The sequence below is a fragment of the Virgibacillus xinjiangensis genome (genome assembly GCF_042643145.1).
Lineage (GTDB): Bacteria > Bacillota > Bacilli > Bacillales > Amphibacillaceae > Virgibacillus_O > Virgibacillus_O xinjiangensis.
Genome location: NZ_JBHRSA010000049.1, coordinates 90,066 through 112,567 on the forward strand (window position 1 = coordinate 90,066; position 22,502 = coordinate 112,567).

Annotated in this window: 25 protein-coding genes and 1 riboswitch; of the genes, 20 read left to right on the forward strand and 5 right to left on the reverse strand. The window is 44.1% G+C overall.

Annotated elements, in window-relative coordinates; genetic code table 11:
* Nucleotides 1-19 precede the first annotated feature (19 nt).
* The 15 genes from ACFOGI_RS14085 (at nt 20) to ACFOGI_RS14155 (ending at nt 15,793) form a co-directional block, all read left to right on the forward strand.
* The gene (locus ACFOGI_RS14085) at nt 20-1,051 is read left to right on the forward strand and encodes a methionine ABC transporter ATP-binding protein (RefSeq protein ID WP_390273859.1); all 1,032 of its coding nucleotides are present in this window, start codon (nt 20-22) and stop codon (nt 1,049-1,051) included.
* Nucleotides 1,044-1,709, forward strand: coding sequence for a methionine ABC transporter permease (locus ACFOGI_RS14090; protein WP_390273861.1), 666 nt, complete (start codon nt 1,044-1,046; stop codon nt 1,707-1,709). The genes ACFOGI_RS14085 and ACFOGI_RS14090 overlap by 8 nt, the downstream gene beginning before the upstream one ends.
* 64 nt (nt 1,710-1,773) lie before the next feature.
* On the forward strand, nt 1,774-2,622 hold the full coding sequence (locus ACFOGI_RS14095) for a MetQ/NlpA family ABC transporter substrate-binding protein (protein WP_390273863.1): 849 nt from the start codon (nt 1,774-1,776) through the stop codon (nt 2,620-2,622).
* Nucleotides 2,623-3,200: 578 nt separating this feature from the next.
* Nucleotides 3,201-3,986 (forward strand): Fe-S cluster assembly ATPase SufC, encoded by a 786-nt coding sequence (gene sufC, locus ACFOGI_RS14100; protein WP_390273865.1) that lies wholly within the window; start codon nt 3,201-3,203, stop codon nt 3,984-3,986.
* A gap of 18 nt (nt 3,987-4,004) precedes the next feature.
* Nucleotides 4,005-5,315 carry a Fe-S cluster assembly protein SufD gene (sufD, locus tag ACFOGI_RS14105; RefSeq protein WP_390273868.1) on the forward strand — a complete coding sequence of 437 codons (1,311 nt, stop codon included), beginning with the start codon at nt 4,005-4,007 and terminating at the stop codon, nt 5,313-5,315.
* Nucleotides 5,315-6,538, forward strand: coding sequence for a cysteine desulfurase (locus ACFOGI_RS14110; protein WP_390273870.1), 1,224 nt, complete (start codon nt 5,315-5,317; stop codon nt 6,536-6,538). Before sufD ends, ACFOGI_RS14110 begins: the two co-directional genes overlap by 1 nt.
* Nucleotides 6,525-6,959 (forward strand): Fe-S cluster assembly sulfur transfer protein SufU, encoded by a 435-nt coding sequence (gene sufU, locus ACFOGI_RS14115; RefSeq protein ID WP_390273872.1) that lies wholly within the window; start codon nt 6,525-6,527, stop codon nt 6,957-6,959. Before ACFOGI_RS14110 ends, sufU begins: the two co-directional genes overlap by 14 nt.
* A gap of 41 nt (nt 6,960-7,000) precedes the next feature.
* Nucleotides 7,001-8,398, forward strand: a complete 1,398-nt coding sequence (gene sufB, locus ACFOGI_RS14120) for a Fe-S cluster assembly protein SufB (protein ID WP_390273875.1) — start codon at nt 7,001-7,003, stop codon at nt 8,396-8,398.
* 115 nt (nt 8,399-8,513) lie between these two features.
* Entirely contained in the window at nt 8,514-9,329 is an 816-nt protein-coding gene (locus ACFOGI_RS14125; protein WP_390273877.1) for a sulfite exporter TauE/SafE family protein, read from the forward strand.
* A 12-nt stretch (nt 9,330-9,341) separates the two neighbouring features.
* Complete coding sequence (locus ACFOGI_RS14130; RefSeq protein WP_390273879.1) at nt 9,342-10,739, forward strand: bifunctional metallophosphatase/5'-nucleotidase; 1,398 nt, start codon at nt 9,342-9,344, stop codon at nt 10,737-10,739.
* Between the two features lie 64 nt (nt 10,740-10,803).
* Nucleotides 10,804-11,112, forward strand: coding sequence for a YunC family protein (locus ACFOGI_RS14135; RefSeq protein ID WP_390273881.1), 309 nt, complete (start codon nt 10,804-10,806; stop codon nt 11,110-11,112).
* A gap of 122 nt (nt 11,113-11,234) precedes the next feature.
* On the forward strand, nt 11,235-12,011 hold the full coding sequence (gene yunB / locus ACFOGI_RS14140) for a sporulation protein YunB (protein WP_390273883.1): 777 nt from the start codon (nt 11,235-11,237) through the stop codon (nt 12,009-12,011).
* A gap of 49 nt (nt 12,012-12,060) precedes the next feature.
* Nucleotides 12,061-12,235: riboswitch (Lysine riboswitch) on the forward strand.
* Between the two features lie 165 nt (nt 12,236-12,400).
* Nucleotides 12,401-13,942 (forward strand): Na+/H+ antiporter NhaC family protein, encoded by a 1,542-nt coding sequence (locus ACFOGI_RS14145; RefSeq protein ID WP_390273886.1) that lies wholly within the window; start codon nt 12,401-12,403, stop codon nt 13,940-13,942.
* 206 nt (nt 13,943-14,148) lie between these two features.
* Nucleotides 14,149-15,684, forward strand: coding sequence for a sodium-dependent transporter (locus ACFOGI_RS14150; RefSeq protein WP_390273889.1), 1,536 nt, complete (start codon nt 14,149-14,151; stop codon nt 15,682-15,684).
* A gap of 1 nt (nt 15,685) precedes the next feature.
* Nucleotides 15,686-15,793: a methionine/alanine import family NSS transporter small subunit gene (locus ACFOGI_RS14155; RefSeq protein WP_390273892.1), complete on the forward strand. Its 108-nt coding sequence runs from the start codon at nt 15,686-15,688 to the stop codon at nt 15,791-15,793.
* Between the two features lie 52 nt (nt 15,794-15,845).
* Here the strand turns inward: ACFOGI_RS14155 and ACFOGI_RS14160 are convergent, their stop codons facing one another.
* Together ACFOGI_RS14160 and ACFOGI_RS14165 are read right to left on the reverse strand one after the other, a co-directional pair.
* Nucleotides 15,846-16,826, reverse strand: coding sequence for a M23 family metallopeptidase (locus ACFOGI_RS14160; protein ID WP_390273894.1), 981 nt, complete (start codon nt 16,824-16,826; stop codon nt 15,846-15,848).
* A gap of 35 nt (nt 16,827-16,861) precedes the next feature.
* Complete coding sequence (locus ACFOGI_RS14165; RefSeq protein ID WP_390273896.1) at nt 16,862-17,410, reverse strand: YhcN/YlaJ family sporulation lipoprotein; 549 nt, start codon at nt 17,408-17,410, stop codon at nt 16,862-16,864.
* 134 nt (nt 17,411-17,544) lie between these two features.
* Here ACFOGI_RS14165 and ACFOGI_RS14170 point away from each other — a divergent pair, with 134 nt between their 5' ends.
* Entirely contained in the window at nt 17,545-17,820 is a 276-nt protein-coding gene (locus tag ACFOGI_RS14170) for a YutD family protein (protein WP_390273898.1), read from the forward strand.
* Between the two features lie 26 nt (nt 17,821-17,846).
* Here ACFOGI_RS14170 and ACFOGI_RS14175 read toward each other — a convergent pair whose 3' ends face one another.
* The gene (locus ACFOGI_RS14175) at nt 17,847-18,122 is read right to left on the reverse strand and encodes a hypothetical protein (RefSeq protein ID WP_390273901.1); all 276 of its coding nucleotides are present in this window, start codon (nt 18,120-18,122) and stop codon (nt 17,847-17,849) included.
* A gap of 170 nt (nt 18,123-18,292) precedes the next feature.
* Here ACFOGI_RS14175 and ACFOGI_RS14180 point away from each other — a divergent pair, with 170 nt between their 5' ends.
* Together ACFOGI_RS14180 and ACFOGI_RS14185 are read left to right on the forward strand one after the other, a co-directional pair.
* Complete coding sequence (locus ACFOGI_RS14180) at nt 18,293-18,730, forward strand: DUF86 domain-containing protein (RefSeq protein WP_390273903.1); 438 nt, start codon at nt 18,293-18,295, stop codon at nt 18,728-18,730.
* Between the two features lie 30 nt (nt 18,731-18,760).
* Nucleotides 18,761-19,534, forward strand: coding sequence for a TIGR01457 family HAD-type hydrolase (locus ACFOGI_RS14185; protein WP_390273905.1), 774 nt, complete (start codon nt 18,761-18,763; stop codon nt 19,532-19,534).
* A gap of 47 nt (nt 19,535-19,581) precedes the next feature.
* On the opposite strand, the gene ACFOGI_RS14190 is transcribed toward ACFOGI_RS14185, so the two are convergent.
* Nucleotides 19,582-20,097, reverse strand: coding sequence for a phosphatidylglycerophosphatase A family protein (locus ACFOGI_RS14190; RefSeq protein WP_390273908.1), 516 nt, complete (start codon nt 20,095-20,097; stop codon nt 19,582-19,584).
* Between the two features lie 88 nt (nt 20,098-20,185).
* Between ACFOGI_RS14190 and ACFOGI_RS14195 the strand changes: the two genes are divergently transcribed.
* Complete coding sequence (locus ACFOGI_RS14195; protein ID WP_390273911.1) at nt 20,186-21,166, forward strand: hypothetical protein; 981 nt, start codon at nt 20,186-20,188, stop codon at nt 21,164-21,166.
* A gap of 27 nt (nt 21,167-21,193) precedes the next feature.
* Entirely contained in the window at nt 21,194-22,165 is a 972-nt protein-coding gene (locus ACFOGI_RS14200) for a 2-hydroxyacid dehydrogenase (protein ID WP_390273914.1), read from the forward strand.
* Between the two features lie 70 nt (nt 22,166-22,235).
* On the opposite strand, the gene ACFOGI_RS14205 is transcribed toward ACFOGI_RS14200, so the two are convergent.
* Nucleotides 22,236-22,460 carry a NifU family protein gene (locus tag ACFOGI_RS14205; RefSeq protein WP_390273917.1) on the reverse strand — a complete coding sequence of 75 codons (225 nt, stop codon included), beginning with the start codon at nt 22,458-22,460 and terminating at the stop codon, nt 22,236-22,238.
* Nucleotides 22,461-22,502 lie beyond the last annotated feature (42 nt).

A 22,502-nucleotide genomic window follows, 5' to 3' on the forward strand; every position in this document is an offset into this window, starting at 1 on the left:
CACAGAAGGGAGGATTATCGTGATTTCCATAGAGAACCTAAGTAAATATTTCAAAACAGATAAACAGGAAATAACTGCAGTCGATGACATGACGCTGGACATCAAAGAAGGGAATATCTTCGGAGTGATCGGCTATAGCGGGGCTGGGAAGAGTACCTTTGTCAGACTGTTGAACCGATTGGAGGAACCGTCCTCCGGAAAAATCGTGATTGACGATAGGGAAATTACGTCCCTAAACAACAAGCAATTGCGGGTGGCACGACAGGATATCGGGATGATCTTTCAGCATTTTAATCTACTTTGGTCCAGAACAGTGAAAGATAATATTGCATTTCCACTGGAAATTGCAGGGGTTCCCAAAAAAGATCGTGACTCACGTGTAGATGAGCTAATCAGGTTGGTAGGTCTTTCAGGAAGGGAAAATGCGTATCCAGCCCAATTGAGTGGTGGACAAAAACAGAGGGTAGGGATCGCCAGGGCGCTGGCCAATCGCCCCAAAGTGCTGCTCTGCGACGAAGCAACCTCGGCTCTTGACCCGGAGACGACCAATTCCATCCTTGATTTGCTGGTGGATATCAATCAACAGTTGGGATTGACCATCATTCTTATCACCCACGAGATGCATGTAATACGCAAAATCTGCAAACAGGTGGCAGTAATGGAAAAGGGAAGGGTCGTAGAACAGGGAGACGTCTTGGAGCTGTTTTCACGTCCGAAACAGCCGGTAACCAAAAAGTTTGTAGAGCAAGTTATGGGTAACCAACAGGACGAAGATAGTGTGGGTCAGCTTGTGCAGAGCTCTGCAGGAGGCAACATCATCCGCTTCCACTTTTTGGGAGAAACGACCAATCAGGCCTTGATCAGCAAGTTGTCCAAGGAGTTCGACGTGGATATCAATATATTGCAGGGGAAAATCACACAGACACAAGGTGGCGCATACGGGACGCTGTATGTTCAGATAAACGGGGATCATCAAGAAGTTCAAAAAGCCGTCGCTTTTGTTCATGAGCAGACCTCGGTGGAAGTGGAGGTTATACGTGAAGATGGCTGACTTATTTCCAAATATACAAATGGAAGATTTCTGGATAGCAACTTATGAAACATTCTATATGACAATTCTAGCTTTGGTTGGTACATGTATATTCGGTATCCTACTGGGATTGATGTTGTATCTTACAAGCAAGGATGGAATATGGCAGAATAAATATATTAATTTTATTGTGGCCTCACTGGTGAATATTTTCCGTGCTATTCCATTCATTATACTTATTCTACTGTTGTTCCCTTTTACGGATTTTCTGGTTGGAACGATACGGGGACCTAATGCTGCCTTGCCAGCATTGATTATAGGCTCTGCTCCGTTTTATGGACGACTGGTGGAAATAGCTTTAAGAGAAGTGGAAAAGGGTGTTGTCGAGGCTGCAAAGGCGATGGGAGCGAAGACGAGTACGATCATTTTCAAAGTGCTGCTTCCTGAGTCCATGCCAGCCCTTGTCTCAGGCCTTACGGTAACAGCTATTGCTTTAATAGGTTATACAGCAATGGCTGGAGTAATCGGTGCCGGCGGTCTCGGAAATTATGCCTATTATTTTGGTTTCCAACGCAGGGACTTTGACGTGGTATTCCTTTGTACGGTTGTCATCGTACTTATAGTTTTCCTCTTCCAATTCGTAGGAGATTACATTACAAGGAAGCTGGATAAGCGATGAATATTGGTGTACACTGGGTACACTGTTCACATTCATAAATTTTTCAAAAAAAGGGGAGAAAAGAATGAAAAAGATTGCTTTGCTCTTATCTGTTTTATTCATCCTGCTGTTAGCAGCCTGTGGTGGAGGAGAAACAGAAGACAACAATACATCTGATAGCGGGGAGAACCAAACAACGGAAATAACGGTTGGTGCTTCAAGTACGCCACATGCGGAGATTCTGGAACAGGCTAAGCCGCTGTTGGAAGAAGATGGCATTATCTTGAATATTGAGGAATACCAGGACTATGTGCTGCCGAATGATGATTTGGCGAATGGAGAGTTGGATGCAAACTATTTCCAGCATACTCCATTCCTGCAACAAACCATTTCAGATACTGGATATGACTTGGAATCCATCGGTGGAGTACATGTGGAGCCTATGGGAGTCTACTCCCAAGGAATAGAAAGTGTGGATGCTATCGAGGAAGGAACGGAAGTCATCATGAGCAACTCCATACCTGACCATGGACGGATCCTTTCCTTGTTTGAATCTGCCGGGCTTATTACACTGAAAGAAGATGTGGAAAAATCCGAGGCAACTTTAGAGGATATTGAAGAGAATCCTAAGAACCTGGAATTTTCACCAGATTATGCGGCTGAGTTCCTGCCTGAGTTGTATCATAATGAGGAAAATGCGCTGGTTGCCATTAATACCAACTATGCGATCGGAGCTGACTTGAATCCCCTGGAAGATGCCCTGTTCATTGAAGGGGAAGACTCAGAGTATGTCAATGTTGTTGCCGTCAAATCTGAAGATGCGGATAAGGAAGAATTGAATCGGCTTGTTGAGGTCTTGCAATCAGAAGAGATTCAAGACTTCATCCTGGAAGAATATGAAGGTGCCATCGTTCCCGTAGGTGGAGATAATTAATTTTTCTGCAAATTCAAAGGATTTATTAGCATTTTCCAGTAATTTGTTCAATGTGGCTGGATTCTAAATTGTGAGCAATGTGTGCAGGGTATATCAATCTTCAGAAGTTCATAGGGGTTTATAGCGGCTTTGTAGGGGGAATAGTCCTTGTGTTAACATAATAAATGTTAAATAAACCGAAAGGATGATTCCCTATTGACAGCGGAATAAGTTTGAACTACACCTCAGAAATGGAAAAAGGTATGGAGCAATCTAACCGAGTTTGCTTTGCAGAGTATGAGAGGAAGTTGGACAAACGGCTGGAAGTGGAAAGAAGAAGAGAGAAAGAGTACGCGAGATCCAAGCGATTGACTGCTGAATTTGCTAATAACCTATAGATTTGCGAAAAGCCGGTACCCCGCACGGGGGCCGGCTTTTTAACAGGGCTGGAAAACTGGCACACCATGAAACAAAGGTGTGGAACAATCTTATCTTAAAAAGTTGATAATACATTCGAAATGCTTTAAGATTGGAATGAGAATAGATTGAGAATGGATAGTATATTCATTTGAAATAACATTAGTTTTGGAGGTATCAATATGGCTGGATCAGTATTGGAAATCAAGAATCTTCATGTTTCTATTGAGGATAAAGAGATATTAAAAGGGGTAGACCTTACGATAAAAGGTGGGGAATTCCACGCCGTGATGGGGCCGAATGGTACAGGAAAATCAACATTGGCTTCAGCAATCATGGGACATCCTAAATATGAAATTACGGAAGGATCCGTAACTCTAGACGGTGAAGATGTTTTGGAAATGGAAGTGGATGAACGTGCCCGTGCAGGACTTTTCCTGGGCATGCAATACCCAAGTGAAATCAGCGGAGTAACCACATCTGATTTTCTCCGTTCTTCCATAAACGCACGCCGTGAAGAAGGCGATGAAATTCCATTGATGAAATTCATCAAAGAAATGGATGGCGCGCTAGATTATTTGGAAATTGACAAAAATATGGCACAACGTTACCTCAATGAAGGTTTCTCAGGCGGGGAGAAAAAACGTAATGAAATCCTGCAATTGATGTTGCTGAAACCTGAGATCGCAATCCTTGATGAAATTGATTCCGGACTTGATATCGATGCACTGAAAGTAGTTTCCAAAGGGATCAATAAAATGCGTGATGAAAACTTTGGTACCTTGATTATTACCCACTATCAGCGCCTGCTAAACTATATCACACCGGATTATGTGCATATCATGATGCAAGGCCGTGTCGTTAAATCTGGTGGACCAGAACTTGCCAAACGCTTGGAAGATGAAGGCTATGACTGGGTGAAAGATGAACTGGGCATTGAAGACGAAACAGTTGAGCAGAACGCGTAATTGTTAGGAGGGGTAACTATGACTGTAGAAACAAAGCTGCCATTTGACAAAGATTATATCGAACAGTTTTCACAAAAAAGAAATGAGCCGGAATGGATGCGGAACTTACGTCTTCAAGCGCTGGACCAGGCTGATTCATTGGAAATGCCCAAACCTGATAAGACCAATATCAGCAAATGGAATTTCTCCAAGTTCAATCATGAGTATTTGGAAGGGAACGCGGTGGCTTCCGTTAAAGAGTTCCCAGAAGACCTTCAAGCCTACTTTGATGAAAACCATTTGCCTGAGAATCTTCTAATACAGCGCAATCATTCTGTAGCTTATGCAACACTCAGTGAGGAATTGAAGGAAAAAGGTGTTATTTTCACAGATATATTTACCGCTATGAACGAACACAACGAATTAGTGGAAAAATATTATATGAAGGATGCTGTTGCTGTTGATCAGCATAGACTGACAGCTTTGCATGCAGCGTTGATGAACGGTGGCATTTTCCTGTATGTGCCGAAAAATGTGCAGATCGATGAACCGATTCAAGCAGTTTTCTGGCAGGAAAACCCGGAAACTTCCTTATTCAATCATGTGCTCGTGGTGGCGGAAGAAAGCAGTTCTGTGACCTATGTGGAGAACTATATTTCCCATAATGCAGAACAAGAAACAGTGGCCAATATTGTTACAGAGGTCATCGCAAACGATAATGCCCGTGTGGCATATGGTGCGGTTGACAACTTTGCTGCAGGGACTACCACTTATGTGAATCGCAGAGGTGTTGCTTACCGTGATGCAGCCATCGACTGGGCTTTAGGGCAAATGAATGACGGAAATACAGTATCTGAAAACATTACACACCTTGTCGGAGACAATTCTACTTCTGAAGCAAAAGCAGTGTCAGTCGGCCGAGGAAAACAGACACAGAACTTCACATCCAGTATTGTACAGCATGGCAAAGATTCCAACGGCTATATCCTGCAACGTGGTGTGATGAGGGATAGAGCTTCCACCATTTTCAATGCCATAGGAAAAATTGAACATGGCGGTACAAGGGCTAACTCTGAACAGGAGTCCCGTGTATTGATGCTAAGCGAAAAAGCACGCGGGGATGCGAACCCAATTCTACTCATTGATGAGGACGATGTAACGGCAGGTCACGCTGCTTCAGTCGGTCGTGTCGACCCGATCCAGATGTATTACTTGATGAGCCGCGGAATCTCTAAACAGGAAGCAGAGCGCCTTGTGATCCATGGCTTCCTGGCGCCAGTGGTAACGCAACTGCCGATAGAATCCGTGAAAAATCAACTGACACAGGTTATTGAAAGGAAAGTTTACTAATGGATGTAAAGTCAATCCGTGAACAGTTTCCGATACTTGACCAAGAAGTAAATGGAAGCCCGCTTGTGTACCTGGACTCTTCTGCCACTTCACAGAAACCAAGAGCTGTTATCGAAGCCGTCAACGAATATTATAGGCAGGACAACTCCAATGTTCACCGGGGCGTCCATACCTTGGGTTCAAGAGCAACGGAAAAATATGAAGGCGCACGGGACACAGTGCGGAAATTCATTAATGCAGAAAACACAGCGGAAGTTATCTTTACTAGGGGAACGACTACAGCAATCAACACGGTGGCATACAGCTATGCCCGTGCGAATTTGACAACTGGTGATGAAATTGTCATCACACCAATGGAACATCACAGTAACATCATTCCATGGCAGCAGGCAGCTAAAGCAACTGGTGCTACACTCAAGTACATTCCTCTTCAGGAAGATGGGACGATTACCTTGGAGGATGTACGGGAAACAGTTACCAGCAATACAAAAATAGTGGCCGTGACTCATGTGTCCAATGTTCTCGGTACAATCAACCCAATCAAGGAAATTGCAGGGATTGCCCATGATCATGGTGCGGTCCTCTTGGTTGACGGAGCTCAGGGAGCACCTCACCTAGAAGTGGATGTACAGGATATGGACTGTGACTTCTATTGTTTCTCCGGCCACAAAATGTGCGGACCTACCGGGATTGGTGTTTTGTATGGAAAGCGCCACCTCCTGGAGGATATGGAGCCAGTGGAGTTTGGTGGGGAGATGATTGATTTTGTAGATCTGTATGATTCCACCTGGAAAGAGCTCCCTTGGAAGTTTGAAGGTGGAACACCTATCATTGCCGGCGCAGTCGGTCTGGCGGCTGCCATTGATTTCCTCAATGAGATCGGTTTGGATGCCATCACAGACCATGAACAAAAGCTTGCTGATTATGCGATGGAACAAATGCGTACAATTGATGGAATACAAGTATATGGACCAGAGCATCGTGCAGCACTCGTCACTTTCAACTTGGATGATGTCCACCCGCATGATGCAGCAACTGCACTGGATGCAGAGGGTATTGCAGTTAGGGCAGGCCACCACTGTGCACAGCCGCTGATGAAGTGGCTGAATGTTTCAGCAACTGCACGAGCCAGCTTTTATTTATATAATACCAATGAAGATGTTGACCGTTTGGTTGATGGACTATTGAAAACAAAGGAGTATTTTGGTAATGTCTTTAAATAACCTTGATACACTATACAGACAGGTCATCATGGATCATTATAAGAACCCGCGCAACCGCGGCTCTATCGAAGGTGACGTGTTGACAGTTGATATGAACAACCCTACGTGCGGGGATCGTATCCAACTGCAGCTGCAACTGGAAGACGGGGTCGTGAAAGACGCCAAGTTTGAAGGGGAGGGCTGTTCCATCAGCATGTCTTCCGCTTCTATGATGACCCAAGCTGTAAAAGGGAAAACAGCCGAGGAAGCATTGGGGATGTCTGATGACTTTTCCAAAATGATGCTCGGTGAGGATATAGAAATTGAAGACGATGATTTTGGGGAGGTCGCTGCCCTTCAGGGAGTATCCAAGTTCCCAGCCCGGATCAAATGTGCAACCCTGGCGTGGAAAGCGATGGAAAAAGGTGTAAAGGAAGACTAGAGGCAACGTAAGCTTTTAGACACCTAAAGGAGGTTTTTTGAATGGCAAAAGAAATGCCGGAAATTGATGAGTATAAATATGGGTTTTCTGACAAAGACGTTTCCGTTTTCCGAACAGAACGCGGTTTGACACAAACAGTAGTTGAAGAGATATCCAGGTTGAAAGAAGAACCTGAATGGATGTTGGAATATCGCCTTAAAGCTTTGGAGCATTTCTACGAGCGCCCAATGCCTCAATGGGGCGGGGATTTGACAGGCTTGGATTTTGACGAAATCGTCTATTATGTCAAACCATCCGAAAGGCAAGGGAAGTCTTGGGACGAAGTGCCTGACGAAATCAAGCAGACTTTCGACAAACTTGGGATTCCGGAAGCAGAGCAGAAGTATCTGGCTGGGGTATCCGCGCAATATGAATCTGAAGTAGTCTACCACAGCCTGAAGGAAGACCTGGAAGATCTGGGTATTGTGTTTAAAGATACAGACACAGCATTAAAAGAAAATGAAGATCTCTTCCGTGAGCACTTCGGAAAAGTCATTCCATATTCAGACAATAAGTTCGCAGCCCTTAATTCTGCGGTATGGTCTGGTGGGTCGTTCATCTATGTGCCGAAAGGGGTAGAGACCTCAACACCATTACAGGCTTATTTCCGGATTAATTCCGAAAATATGGGGCAATTTGAGCGTACCCTGATCGTTGTGGATGAAGGAGCTTCTGTGCATTATGTAGAGGGTTGTACTGCACCAGTCTATACGACCAATTCCCTGCATAGTGCTGTAGTTGAAATTATTGTGAAGAAAGACGCATATTGCCGTTATACAACTATCCAGAACTGGGCCAACAATGTCTATAACCTTGTGACTAAACGTGCAGTCTGTGATGCTAATGCAACCATGGAGTGGATTGATGGGAATATTGGTTCCAAGTTGACCATGAAATACCCTGCTGTACTGCTTAGGGGAGAAGGTGCAAGGGGTCATACTCTTTCCATTGCGCTAGCAGGAAAAGGACAATTACAAGATGCAGGTGCGAAAATGCATCACCTGGCGCCAAACACGCATTCTTCCATTGTCTCCAAGTCCATCTCTAAACAAGGCGGGAAAGTTTCTTATCGTGGTTTGGTTCATTTTGGACGTAAAGCATCCGGTTCTCGTTCGAATATCGAATGTGATACCTTGATTATGGATAATGAATCGACTTCCGATACGATTCCGTATAATGAAATCTATAACGACAATATTTCGCTGGAGCATGAGGCGAAGGTGTCGAAGGTTTCGGAAGAACAGCTATTCTATCTGATGAGCAGAGGCTTAAGTGAGGAAGAAGCAACCGAAATGATCGTGATGGGATTCATTGAGCCGTTCACAAAGGAACTGCCAATGGAATATGCCGTAGAAATGAACCGCCTGATCAAATTCGAAATGGAAGGTTCAATTGGATAAACAACTGCAGAAAAGTCCGCTTAGGCGGGCTTTTTCTTTTTATCCGTGATTATGGGAATTATAGTAAAATAATGCTAAGATAAGTAGAGACTACATAGAATTGAAGTGGTAGACCTTGGTTTTTGTAATATGCTTGATCATTGGATTAATGACATCTTTTGTAGGAAGTTTGGCTGGTCTTGGCGGGGGTATTATATTTGTGCCCAGCCTATTGATTCTCAGTGGATATATGGAAGCGTTCAGTTGGGCGACACCACAGGTTATTGTCGGCATGTCGTTGGTTGCTATGGTGTTCACGGCTCTGTCCTCTGCACTTTCCTATTACAAAAAAGGAAGAGTTGATGTTAGGACGGGTTTGCTGCTCTTGTCGGGCAGTATCCCTGGCGGAATCCTTGGAGCTTGGTTGAACCAATTTATTGAGACGGACCAGTTCCTATTATTTTTCGGGATCTTGATGATTATCATTTCCCTTCTTTTCCTATTCCGGAGAGCAACACTCAGCAGAACATCCAACAAAGGGCGGGGAGTCCGTACATTTTGGCTGGATGGGAGGACATACCAGTATAAAGTTACATTCTGGCCAGCCTTTTTACTATCTCTGTTTGTAGGTACCGTCTCCGGTTTGTTCGGGATTGGAGGGGGATCCATCATGGTTCCTGCGATGATTCTTATCTTTGGGCTTCCGGCACATCTGGCTACTGCTACATCGATGTTCATGATTCTTTTTCAAAGTATGATCGGTGCTGGTACTCATATTGCTCTCGGGCATATTATGTGGCAGTATGCAGTCTTTTTTATACCGGGAGCCTGGATTGGTGGAAGGTTGGGTGCATCTTTGAATCAGAGATTACATGGAAGGACACTGGAATGGATTCTTCGTTTATTGTTGATTGTCATCGGTATACGTATGATCCTTCAAGGTGTCTCGTAAGGAGTATGCCATATGCGGGAAAAATTATATTTCTATTATACAAATGATCTACATAGTAATTTTGATCAATGGGCCAAAGCAGCAGGATATCTTAAAGAAGCTAAAGAAAAAAGGCTGGAAGCAGGAGAATCTTGTTGGTTGGTCGATATAGGTGACCATGTGGACAGGGTTCACCCCATTGCAGAAGCCTTTATGGGGCAGGCGAATGTAGGCCTCCTGAATGATGCGGGATATGACTTGGCGACCATCGGTAATAATGAAGGGATTACATTGGCACATGATGACTTATTCCATTTATATGACCACGCAGAATTCGAAGTGGTGTGTGCGAATCTGCACAGTTTGGATCATCGTGTTCCAGATTGGCTCAAGCCAATTACTACACTAACCTCCTTCAACGGTGTCAACATAGGTATGATTGGCCTGACAGCTCCATTCAATGCTTTCTACGAATTGTTGGGCTGGCATATTTCTTCACAGTATACGGCATTGGAAGAGTACATCAAGGAGATGAAGGAATCTGCCGATATCATCATTCTTCTCTCCCATCTCGGTTTGAATGAAGATCAGGAGATCGCAAGACGTCATCCGGAAATTGATGTTATTATTGGCGGACACACTCATCATCTGCTCCGCTATGGTGAACATGTGAACAACACATTGATCACTGCAGCTGGCAAGCACTGTGCCTATGCTGGAGAGGTCATCTTAACATGGGACCATCAGGAGAAAAAACTTGTAGAAAAGGAAGCCTATACGACGGACATAACAAAGGTAGCCAAGGATCTGCAGACAGAGCAAAAGCTGCTGGAACTTCATGATCACGCGGAGAAGATAATGGGGGAAAACGTAGTGAACATTCAGCACCCGATAGAAATCAGCTGGTTTGGCCATACTCCATTGATGCAGCAGTTGACTGAAACTGTAAAGGATTGGACACAGGCAGATGTTGCCATGTTGAATGCTGGCCTGCTTTTGGATCACTTTCCGTCTGGAAATATAACCTATCATGATATACATCGTATTTGTCCGCATCCAATCAATCCGGTGGTAGTGGAACTTAAGGGTGATGAATTACTGGAAGTCATCCGTGCCTCACTGACGAAGGATTTTATGGAATTGAAACTGAAAGGATTCGGCTTTCGGGGAGAAGTCCTGGGGAGAATGATTTTCTCAGGACTCAAGGTTGAAACCGGCTTCCGTCCGGATGGTGACGAATATGTCAAAAGAGTGATGAAGAACGGCGAAGTGTTGGATATGGATAGGACATACAAGGTGGCGACAGCTGACACCTTCACATTTGGCAGGCTCCTCCCTGAGGTTGCCAAATCGGAAAGAAAAGATTATTTTCTGCCGGAATTTCTCAGGGATCTATTGGCAGTTACTCTTCGGAAGGAGTATGGTTCTTAGGCGTGACACTTTGATGTCTCCATGCATACACATATAGTGTCATCAAGAAGGAGGCATTTCAGATATGATCACAGTGAATCCATTAGAGGTTGACGGGATGATTTTCACAGCTATTCGAGTTGAATTGCCTAAAACCAATCTGCTCATGATTTCCAATGACATCGGTTATATTATGTGTGCAGCATTGGACGTGGATATCTTCAATGAAAATGAAAAGTTGAGAAAAAGAAACGTCATTGCCGGAAGGGCAGTCGGAGTAAGAACCATTGAAGAATTGCTTCATGCGCCCCTGGAAAAAATCACAGATGCTTCCAAAGAATATGGCTGGGAGCCTGGTATGACTGGAAAAGAAGCCTTGTTGAAAATCTCTTGAATGTCTTCCACTCTGGAAGACATTTTTTTTATATAAACTGGCTTCCATACTGCCTTCCAAATTGATAATTAGAAGTCTACCCCTCTATATACAAGCATAACGTATAGTAAGGAGGGTTGACATTGAGAAGGAGAATGGGCTTCAAAAAGAGTTTTTCACCGCCTCCAAGGAAAAATTTGTTCCTAATAACTACGGTATTTTTCGCTGCTTTTGTCTTTCTCAGTATTTGGCTGATCGATGAAGGGATTGAACCGACATTAATGGAGATTGCGGAAATAAAAACAGATGAATTCGCAACCCGCGCAATCAACTCGGCTGTAAGATTTGCGGAAAGCTACAACTATGATGAAGTATTGCAGGCCACCTACGATGAGGAAGGGAACGTAGCAACCTATAGATGGAATTCGGCGGTAGTCAGTGAAATCAACCGTGTTGCCACCGACAGGGTGGAAGAGTTCTTTATGCATGTAAACAGGGGCGACCCGATTACATATGATTATTCTCTGCACGATCCTTATGATTACAGTGAAGGAGCGGAGGACAGAGCAGAGCATGACCCGACACTTGTGGAGATCCCTCTGGGCCAGGTGACGGGCAATACAGTGCTAGCTAATCTGGGGCCCACCGTACCGGTCAACATGGAATTGGTAGGAAGTGTACGCACCAATATAGTACGGGAAGAAGAAGAGTTTGGTATCAATGGGGTGTGGGTTTCCCTTTATGTGAATGTGGAAGCAGATGTACAGATCGTCATCCCATTCACTACAGAAGTGAAGACAGTCCAGACGGAAATATATATTGATAGTGGAGCGATTATGGGGGACGTTCCGGATTTTTATGGCGGGAATGGTTCCGGCCCCTCCATAGCCGTTCCAAAAAAGGACTTGCAGGATGAGTGAAAATCTAGTATATTATTATCGTTAATTGAATAATTTAACCTTATCAGATCGGTGAGGTAGAGGTGCAGAGAACATTAGTAGACAGCTGGAGGATGACAACGAAGATGGCTGTTGGAAGGGTTGTTTGCCGAAGCATAGTAAGGGTCATCCTTATTATTGCTGGTATATCTTTGAAGAAGGGATGTACTGTCATGCTTAATTGTGCATGGAGAACTACTGATCGAAATGGAGGATAACGTATATTGTGGTGCAATGATAGGTTATTTTCTATCATTGTTTTTTTGTGCCTTTTTTCCTAAGGGCAGCAAGTCACAGGATGTCTTCGATCTCTTCCGTTTTCTTTTAGTTATCTTTCAGGCACAGGAAAATACATTTTTGGAGGTAACAAGATGGAAGGAACAATCTTTTCAATTATTCCGGCAGTGATCATGCTGGTTTTAGTATTGCTTACAAGGAAGGTGCTCATCTCCCTCGGAGTGGGTATTGTTGCAGGAGCTCTGATGATTCATGAGTTTTCCATTCTGAGTGCAATAGAAGAAATATGGTATGTGTTCTATACGATTTTTATAGTGGACGGAGCAATTAATACAGGCAATATTCTGTTGATCACATTCCTGCTGTTTCTGGGGATGATGACCGCACTTCTACAAGCTTCCGGTGGTAGCCGCGCATTCGGGGATTGGATGATGGCCCGGATCAAGACTAGGAAAGGTGCCCAGCTGATGACTCCAGTACTGGGACTTATTATATTTATTGATGATTATTTCAATGCATTGGCTGTGGGCCAAATCGCACGGCCAATTACGGATAGACACCGAGTGTCACGAGCCAAGCTGGCATATTTCATTGATTCTACATCAGCGCCAATTACCGTCATATCACCGATTTCCAGTTGGGGTGCCTATATCATAGGTATATTGGGTGGACTATTTGCTGCCAATGAGGTAACGGACTATCAGCCTCTTTCTGCTTTTCTACAGATGGTGCCACTCAACCTATATGCAGTGGCAGCTCTCCTTCTAGTATTTTTAACCGCCTATTTCCAGTTGAATCTTGGAGCAATGCATAAGCATGAACGACGGGCTGTAGAGGAAGGACAACTGTTGAACCCGGACCAGGATAACGTACCAGGCGACTTGGGTGATACCTTTGAACCACACCAAGCCGGCAAGGTCTATCATTTGCTTGCACCGATTATTGTATTGATTGTTGTAACGGTTACCGCTATGGTTGTGACCGGAGCACAGGCATCTGAGCGAGAAGTTGATATCCTTGCTGTGTTTGCCAATACGGATGTCAATCTTTCCCTGTTCCTTGGTGGTACAGCAGCTGTTATGACTGGTCTTATTCTGCATTTCATGCAGGAAGCACCGCGGGCTAATACGGGGAGAATCCTATCAGAAGGTATCAAAACCATGCTGCCTGCCATCTATATCCTGGTTCTCGCCTGGATGATAGGATCGATTATAGGTACGCTCGAGACCGGAGAATACCTTGCACAGGTCGTCAGTGATGCGAATGTGAGTGGGTCAATGCTTCCGTTTATCTTCTTTTTGATAGCCGGATTGATGGCTGTGGGCACAGGTACTTCCTGGGGGACATTCGGGATTATGCTGCCGATTGCAGCTGAGGTAGCTGTAACCACGGATATTCATATGCTGCTCCCAGCATTGGCCGCCGTCCTGGCGGGAGCCGTATTCGGGGACCATTGCACACCTATTTCAGACACAACCATCCTCTCGTCCACCGGTGCAGGGTCCAATCATATCGATCATGTCATTACCCAGCTTCCATACGCCGGAATTGCCGCTGGTGCAGCGGGCGCGGGTTATCTATTGCTGGGATTGACAAGCCAAGCATGGCTTTCCCTACTGTTGACAGCAGGGCTGGTTATCTTGATTGCATCCTTAATCTACATGCGTAAAAAATAAAATGACACGTTCCTTCTTTAAGCAAATGGAAGGAACGTGTTTTTCTTTCTCAAAAATTGGGAAAATTTAATTATTATTTTGACATAGGATAAAAGTACCGTTATAATACTATTAAAATCTAAAAGATAAAAATATTTAAACATTTCCAGGTGAGATCAGGCATAGATTAATGATAGCACCGGGAAAATCAGAGGGGGAGGTCTACAATGAATACACGTTCACAATGGGGGACAAGGGCGGGATTCATCCTTGCAGCAGTTGGTTCTGCGGTTGGCTTGGGGAATATCTGGAGATTTCCATCGGTTGCTTATGAAAACGGTGGCGGAGCTTTTTTCATACCGTACTTGTTTGCTTTGCTTACAGCCGGCATCCCTATTTTGATCATGGAGTTTACCATGGGTCATAAATACCGGGGGTCCTCACCGATGACTTTCAGCAGATTGAATAAAAAGACGGAGTGGATCGGATGGTGGGGTGTACTGATTGCTTTTGTGATTTCCACGTATTATTCCGTCATCATCGCGTGGGCTATTTCCTATTCGGTCTTCTCATTCAATTTGAATTGGGGGTCTGATACGGAAGGGTTTTTGTTCAACAATTATCTTAATTTAGCAGCACCGGGCGAGGTTGGTGGATTTGTTCCTGGTGTTCTCATTCCGTTGATCATTGTCTGGGTTGTGGTGCTCGGCATCCTGTTCAAAGGTGTAAAGAAAGGCATTGAAATTGCCAACAGGATATTCATTCCGTTATTAGTACTAATATTTCTTATTATTGTATTGCGGGCTGTTACACTTCCTGGAGCAGTAGACGGGCTGGAAGCATTTTTTGCACCAGATTTTTCACAGATCATGTCACCCGATGTTTGGATAGCTGCCTATGGCCAGATTTTCTTTAGCTTATCCATCGCATTTGCCATTATGATCACCTATTCCAGCTATCTGCCGAAGAAATCGGATATCACGAATAACGCCTTCATCGTCGGGTTCGGCAACTCTAGTTTTGAGCTGTTGGCCGGTATTGGTGTATTCGGTATCCTTGGGTTTATGGCCATGGAATCCAATGTAGCGGTAGATGAAGTGGTTGCCGGTGGCGTAGGGTTGGCATTCGTTGTCTTTCCTGCCATCATCAATGAGTTTCCTGCAATGAATGAACTGTTCGGATTCCTGTTTTTTGCTTCACTTGTCTTGGCAGGGCTATCGTCCCTTATGTCCATATCGGAAACATATATCTCCGGCCTTGTCGATAAATTCAACATTTCCAGAGGGAAGGCTGTCTTATATGGCGGGGGACTAGCAGCACTTATTTCCTTATTGTATGCAACACAGGGAGGCTTGAACTTCCTCGATTCGGTAGACTATTTCATTAATCAGTTTGGTGTAGCCCTTGCAGGTTTGGTTGAAGTAATCGCTATTGCTTGGTTCCTGCGCAGTCTTAAAGATCTGCAAACTCATGCCAACGGAGTATCGGATGTCCGTTTAGGTTCCTGGTGGACGATTAGTTTGACGATCATCACGCCAATTGTTCTAGGCTACATGATGTTTGGTTTGTTCTCTCAAAACCTCCTGCAGCGGTTCGAGACAGAAACAGGAAACTATGGAGGTTATAGTGATACATTCATCTTATTTACCGGATGGGCAGTGGCGGCTGCAGCATTAATTATCGGCTTCCTTATGTCTGCTACTCGATGGAGAACTACAACAGAAAATGCCTATCAAGAAAACGAATCAAGGGAGGTCAAATAATATGAGTGCTGGAGCTATCAGCGTAATGATTATCGGTATGGTCATCATATGGGGAGGATTGGCTGGAAGCATCGGCTATGCTGTTAAAAAGGGAAAAGATACGCAATAACGGGACAACTCGCAAAAGAGCCTTTACTTCAGGGTAAAGGCTCTTTCCTGTTCTATTTATCTTTTGCCATCCTTTCCCATTTCTTCAGGAAGGGATAAGGGTCAAACGACCATTCCTTCTTTCCATTATCTTTATACATTCCATAATGGAGATGGGGAGGGAATTTCCCAGATGTGCCTGGTGGTCCGTATCCTGTTGATCCAACACTGCCAAGAACATCCCCCGGCTTGACAACCTGTCCTACCTCAAGGTCTTCTTCATAGCCGCTCATATGGGCATAATAATGATAGATGTTGTAAATATCCCTAATGCCGATTCTCCAACCGCCATAAAGATTCCATCCCATCATCTCTACTACTCCATACGTAGTCGATTTAACGGGCGTGCCATAATCCGCAAAGATATCCGTACCTTCATGAATACGCAAACCGCCAAAACCTCGTCTGTCCCCCCATGTATTATTATAGCTGTAGTTATACTCGGTCGCTACAGGGAAGTCACGGTCGGTTAAACGTATCTTCTGGAAAGTCTTGAAAACCTTTGCTGTATTCATGATCGTCTGAACGGTCAGATCCCGTTTATAATGCTTCCATAGGGCGATTTTGATGTCGTCTCTTGTCGGACCTTCTTCGAGAAGGATATTAGCCATCGTATACAGCATATCTTCAGGTTCCTGGGGATTTGCTTTCCCATCACCGTTGCCGTCTAAGCCCTTACCATTAAACAGGTTGATAAACGCTTCTTCCTGTAAAGAAGCGATGTTACCTGCACCAAACCAGACTTCGGGCTTCAGGGAGATGGAAACGATTTTTTCTTCTTCATTACTGTCTTGCATGTTTCGTTCATAGTTATCAATCGCTGCAAGGTAATACCATGGTATTTGCGTCAATGTCTCTGTTTTTTTGAACAATGCCATTCTTCTTTTGTGAAGTTCCTCAGCATTTTCCTCATCGCTCTCCGCAGTAGCGAGGGATGGAATGGAAAGGATAAGGAGCAACAATATACTGAGGACCTTTATGCATTTCGGGATCAACAATGTCACCTCCTTGTATTGATTTAATAAGCTGGTTATTGAGGTTTTTCCATTTCTTGAATAATTTGATTGATGGTGTTGTCAAAGTTTTGATTCTGTGTTGTAGAGTTGTGCAAGCTTTGGATCTCATCGATCAATCCAATGTTATCGGAAACGTGTATCTTAAAATACCCTGGCATGACGGATTCCGCTGTTTTTGCTGCTGTATTTGCAGCCTCGTCATCATTGAGCTTTTCGTTTTTCTCATAGGCTATCAGTACCTCTTCATCGGTGACCAATGTAGCCGCTTGTTCAAATCCTTCGCTTTGCAGGATGGTTCTGGTGATCATATCTGCCATTTGTGGCCGATTAATCTCCATATCGCGGTTAGCCTCTTCATTATTCTCTATTTCATCCCGTTGGTAATGGACATACCCAAGCCTTTCGTCCATTTCTGGGTCAGCGTTCTCCTCCATCTGAGTATTTGGGTCCAGTTCATCTGCGATTTCTTCCTGTTCATCTGTCCCTGGGTCATTGTTCTCCGGGGCACATGCACCCAAAAATACAAGGGTAAGAATACTTATGAAAAGCAGTTGTTTTTTCAAGTTTCATCCTCCTAACACTGTTCATATCTCCATATTAGTTTGTCGAAGGGGAGGGAAATCATTCATGATTATATCGTGGTAACATACGCCTGGGGTGTGATACACTAAAAAAAAGATGATGGGGGTGACCAGGCTTGATTGAATTGCATGGTAAAACATATGAGCTGATCGAGAATGAGAAAAATGGGTTTGACGAGACTGCCCTCAATGACCGCTATTCGGAAATTTTAGCCAAATACGACTTCATTGTCGGGGACTGGGGTTATGAACAGCTGCGTTTAAAAGGATTTTATACAGATCGAAATACGAAGGCACCACTTGACTCCCGAATCAGTACACTGGATGATTACCTTTATGAGTATTGCAATTTTGGCTGTGCGTACTTTGTGCTTAAAAAAGTGGACAGGTGAAAAAGAGTAGCAGACATAGAGGACTGCTACTCTTTTTGCGACATATTGCCTTCCTCATCATGCAGCGGGTGGGCGCCCGGTGTTTGTCTTGGCAGGTCATCATGCAGTTCTTCGCTTGGATAAGTGTAAGCACTGGACCGATGCTGCCCTTCCCCCCAAGGCGTCGATTTCCCCTCCACTGCCTTATCTTCTTGTAGTGCGGAGCCAAAGGGACCCTCTGGAAACTCTTCCGGGATGATTTCATTCCTCACTTTGTCTACCGTTGTAAAATCAGAGTATTTTTTATTATGCTTTTTCGGCATGTTACCCCTCCATTTCATTCTTAGGGTTTCCTAAAATGGCAATGCTATGAGAATCTGGGCGAGCTTTTGACAGAAATAGGGGTTGGCCCCTGGCACAGTGTAGCGCCAGTTATCCAATATATAAGGAATATGGTATGATGTAGGAAAGTACAATTCTGGAGGGAATGGACATGTATTTTGTTGACAGGGGGAAGATTGAGGAAATACTTACATATATGGAAGGGGTGCTTGATGGCATCCGAAAAGGAAAGTTCAGCACAAGCTACGACAAGTTTGCATTGGAACGCATGGTTCATGTATTGATTGAATCAACGCTTGATGTCGGAAACATGATGATTGACGGATTTATTATGCGAGACCCTGGGAGTTATGATGATATCATAGATATACTGGTCGATGAAAAAGTACTTCCTACTGAAGAAGAAGGAAATTATAAGGAAGTCATCCGATTGAGAAAGATACTGGTGAATGAATATACGGCAGTTGACCATACCTTCCTGCAGGATACTGTACATAAAAATATGAACTCGCTCGAGCAGTTCAGTAAGCGCATTAGAGAATACTTGAATAGTGAACTCGGGGTAGCCAACGCTTTCACCAATGAATAATGTTTTTCACAGCAAGGAGTGAAGCCGGAAATGAAGAAATATAAAGGTTACTTGATTGATTTGGATGGAACGATGTATTTAGGCAAAGATCCAATCGACGGGGCCAAGGAATTTGTCGATGGCCTCCACAAGAAAAGTATACCGTATCTATTCGTCACCAATAATTCGTCAGCAACACAAGATAAGGTATCCCGAAAACTTAACCAGTTCGGTATAAAATCCACACCGGATAATGTCATAACGACGAGCTTGGCCACTGCCAAGTATATTCGGGAGAAAAAACCGAATGCAAGGTGTTATGTGATCGGGGAAGAAGGTATTATGCAGGCCTTGAAAAATGAGGGGTTGACCGTTGCTGATGATGAGGATTGTGATTTTGTAATCGTAGGGATAGACAGACAGGTGACCTATGAAAAATTTGCAAAGGCATGTTTGAATGTCCGCAATGGAGCGGAATTCATCTCCACTAACAGTGATGTTTCCATACCGACAGAAAGAGGGATGCTTCCGGGAAATGGATCCCTTACTTCCGTAGTATCTGTCAGTACGGGTGTAGATCCTGTATTTATCGGTAAGCCCGAGTCTGTCATCATGGAAGAAGCGCTGGAGATGATCGGACTTTCCAGGGAAGAGGCATTGATGGTTGGGGATAATTACCTGACAGATATACAAGCAGGAATTAATGCACAAATCGATACGTTGATGGTATTTACGGGAGTTACCCCCTTTGAAAAGCTGGAAGGACTGCCAGAGCCACCGACATATTATGTCCATAATCTTAAAGAATGGATGGATAACATTTAAGGAGAGCCTGAAAAGGCTCTCCTTATTTTTGGTCCGAAGAAGGCATATCAGTCATCGACCGATTCCTCATTGGCCGATTCACTGTGCGCCAGCCGGGAGGAAGCAGCTGCCGCTATGGCTCCGACAATATCATCCAGGAATGTGTGCACCTCTCCACTGGACTTATCATTCAACTTTTTCAAGATGCCGGGTTTTTGCTTATCGATATATCCGTAATTCGTAAATCCGATAGAACCATAAACATTTACAATGGAAAGCGCAATGATTTCATCTACACCATAAAGACCTTCATCTGTATCGATTGTTTTTTGAAGCGGTTGGTCAAGCATCTTTTTTTCAGCCATTACATCAAGCTGGATGCCGGTCAAGATCGCATTTTGCACCTCTCTCTTCGTAAGTACACGATCTACGTTATGTCGGCATTCATCCATTGTAAGATCGTCATGATATTTTGACTGGAGGTAGTAGACTAGCTCTGCAATATCATCCAATTCCACACCTCTTTCGGTGAGAAGTTGTCTGGCTTTGATTTCTAATTCGCTTTGCCTAGTATTATTTTCCACAGTATCACCTTTTCTTTAAATTGGTATTTTGGTTAAGTATTCCCTTTTCGTCTCATAAACTAATCATAAAATAATTGGAGGGATTTCCTTGCCATTAAGAGAGCTGCTCGCATCCGATTATGCTGTCAGGACAGAGGAGAAGGTCAGGTTGGATGGTGGGAGAGATGGCTATGTGATGGATGGCTATGTATATTTTACCATCCCTGCCGACAACAAGGAAATGATTCATATGGAACAGGCTTCAATTGCTTACTATATGGAAGAACGGAATTACCCGCAGACGACGGTTCCTATACCGAATGTGCATGGCAATTGGTATACCGACTATCAGGGGGAAACATACCTAGTGTTGCGTACAAAACCTCTTCCAACACAAGAACCGGTGATTCCTGAAGGGATACAGCTGGCTGAATTTCATGAGTCCGGGACTGGGTATCCATATGAGCCTCATTTTGCTTCGAGTTATGGAAAATGGCAGCAGTTATGGATAGATAAACTGACGATGTTTGAACAGAAAATAGAGAGCGATGCAAGAAAGAAATCTACACGGTTTTATCAATATTTAATGGACTGTCTGCCTTATATCGTGGGGCTCAGTGAAAATGCCATTCAATATGTTTATGAGACAGAACAAGATAAGAGGTTCCACCAAATGGATCAGGGCGTCATTACCTTCCGGAGATATCGGAACCAGCTAAGAGGTTCCTTTATATGGATGGAAGACTTTTTATACGACCACCCAGCACGTGATTTGGCGGAAAATATCAGAGGGATGATGCTGAACGGTTCCAGTAAGGATGAAATGATTTCCTTTTTAAATGACTACCATTCAGCAAGACCTATATCAATATTCGGCTGGCGTTTAGTATATGCACGGCTGATTTTTCCTGTGCATATATTTGATTGGCTCGAAAAAAGCTTTCGACGAAATGATGATGATCTTCTCTATCAGGAATGGATGGATCTGATGGATAAACAAACACAATATGAATATGGAGTGAAGAATTTTTTCAATTATGCCGGCATCGATCATGAGTCCGAACAGATTCCTGTGTTACACTGGCTGTAGCATATAATGGAAGGGAGACTCGGAGGGATGGCTGAGCCGCTGATTTACGTTACTAGAAGAATTCCAGACAGCTACTTGGAACCATATCAGGATCGGTTTCATTTTGAATGCTGGGAGAAAGAAGAGGAACCGGTTCCAAGGGAGGTTCTGCTTGAACGAGCCCAACATGCTGATGGTTTACTATCCATGGTCAGCGATAGGATCGACGGGGAGCTGTTGGCACATGCTTCGCAACTGAAAGTTGTTTCTAATTTGGCAGTGGGTTATGACAATATCGACATCATTGAAGCAAAAAAGCGTGGCATTACCGTAACCAATACTCCAGATGTACTGACAGATACGACCGCCGACTTAGCTTTTGCATTGTTGATGGCCACGGCAAGGAAGGTACTAGAGGCAAGTGACTTTGTCAAAGAAAACCAATGGAAAAATTGGTCGCCTTTCCTGCTCGCAGGGTCGGATATCCATCATAAAACCATTGGTATCGTAGGTATGGGCAGAATTGGAGAAGCGATTGCGAGAAGGGCCAAAGGATTTGATATGGACGTTATTTATCATAATAGGACCCGGAAACAGGACGTAGAAGAAAAACTGCCCGCAGAATACAGGGGATTTGAGCAGCTGCTGCAAGAGGCAGACTATGTTGTGTCGGTCGTACCTCTTACGGAAGAAACCACCAAGTTGTTTGATGAAAGGGCTTTCAAGTATATGAAGGAAACTTCGATTTTTATTAATGTTTCCAGAGGGGCTGTAGTGGATGAGGCTGCTTTGGAGAGGGCGCTTAAACAGAAAGAGATCAGTGCAGCAGGATTGGATGTGTTCACCAACGAGCCCATTGATAACAAGCATCCCCTAGTGGCACTCGAGAACTGTATATGTCTTCCTCACATAGGGTCTGCGAGTCTGGAAACACGTGGCCAGATGATCGAACTATGTCTGGAGAATCTGACAGCAGTGTTGGGTGGCGAGAGCGCTAAAACGCCAGTTACTCAAGCATAATGAAGGGAACCATAAGACAAAAAAAGCAGACAGTGCCGGCCGCCTGTCTGCTCTACTATTATTTATATGTTTAGAATACCTGCTCGATTTCAGTAACGCCTGGAACTTCAGCCATCAGTGCGCGTTCAATTCCTGCTTTCAAAGTGATGGTTGAGCTTGGGCAGTTACCGCATGCTCCCATCAGACGAAGAAGCACAATGCCATCTTCATCCACATCGACTAACTCCACGTCTCCACCGTCACGAAGTAAAAATGGACGTAATTTGTTCAATACTTCCTGTACTTGTTCCTGCATTATCCATCTTCTCCTTTCATACTTTCATTATACTTGGTTCAT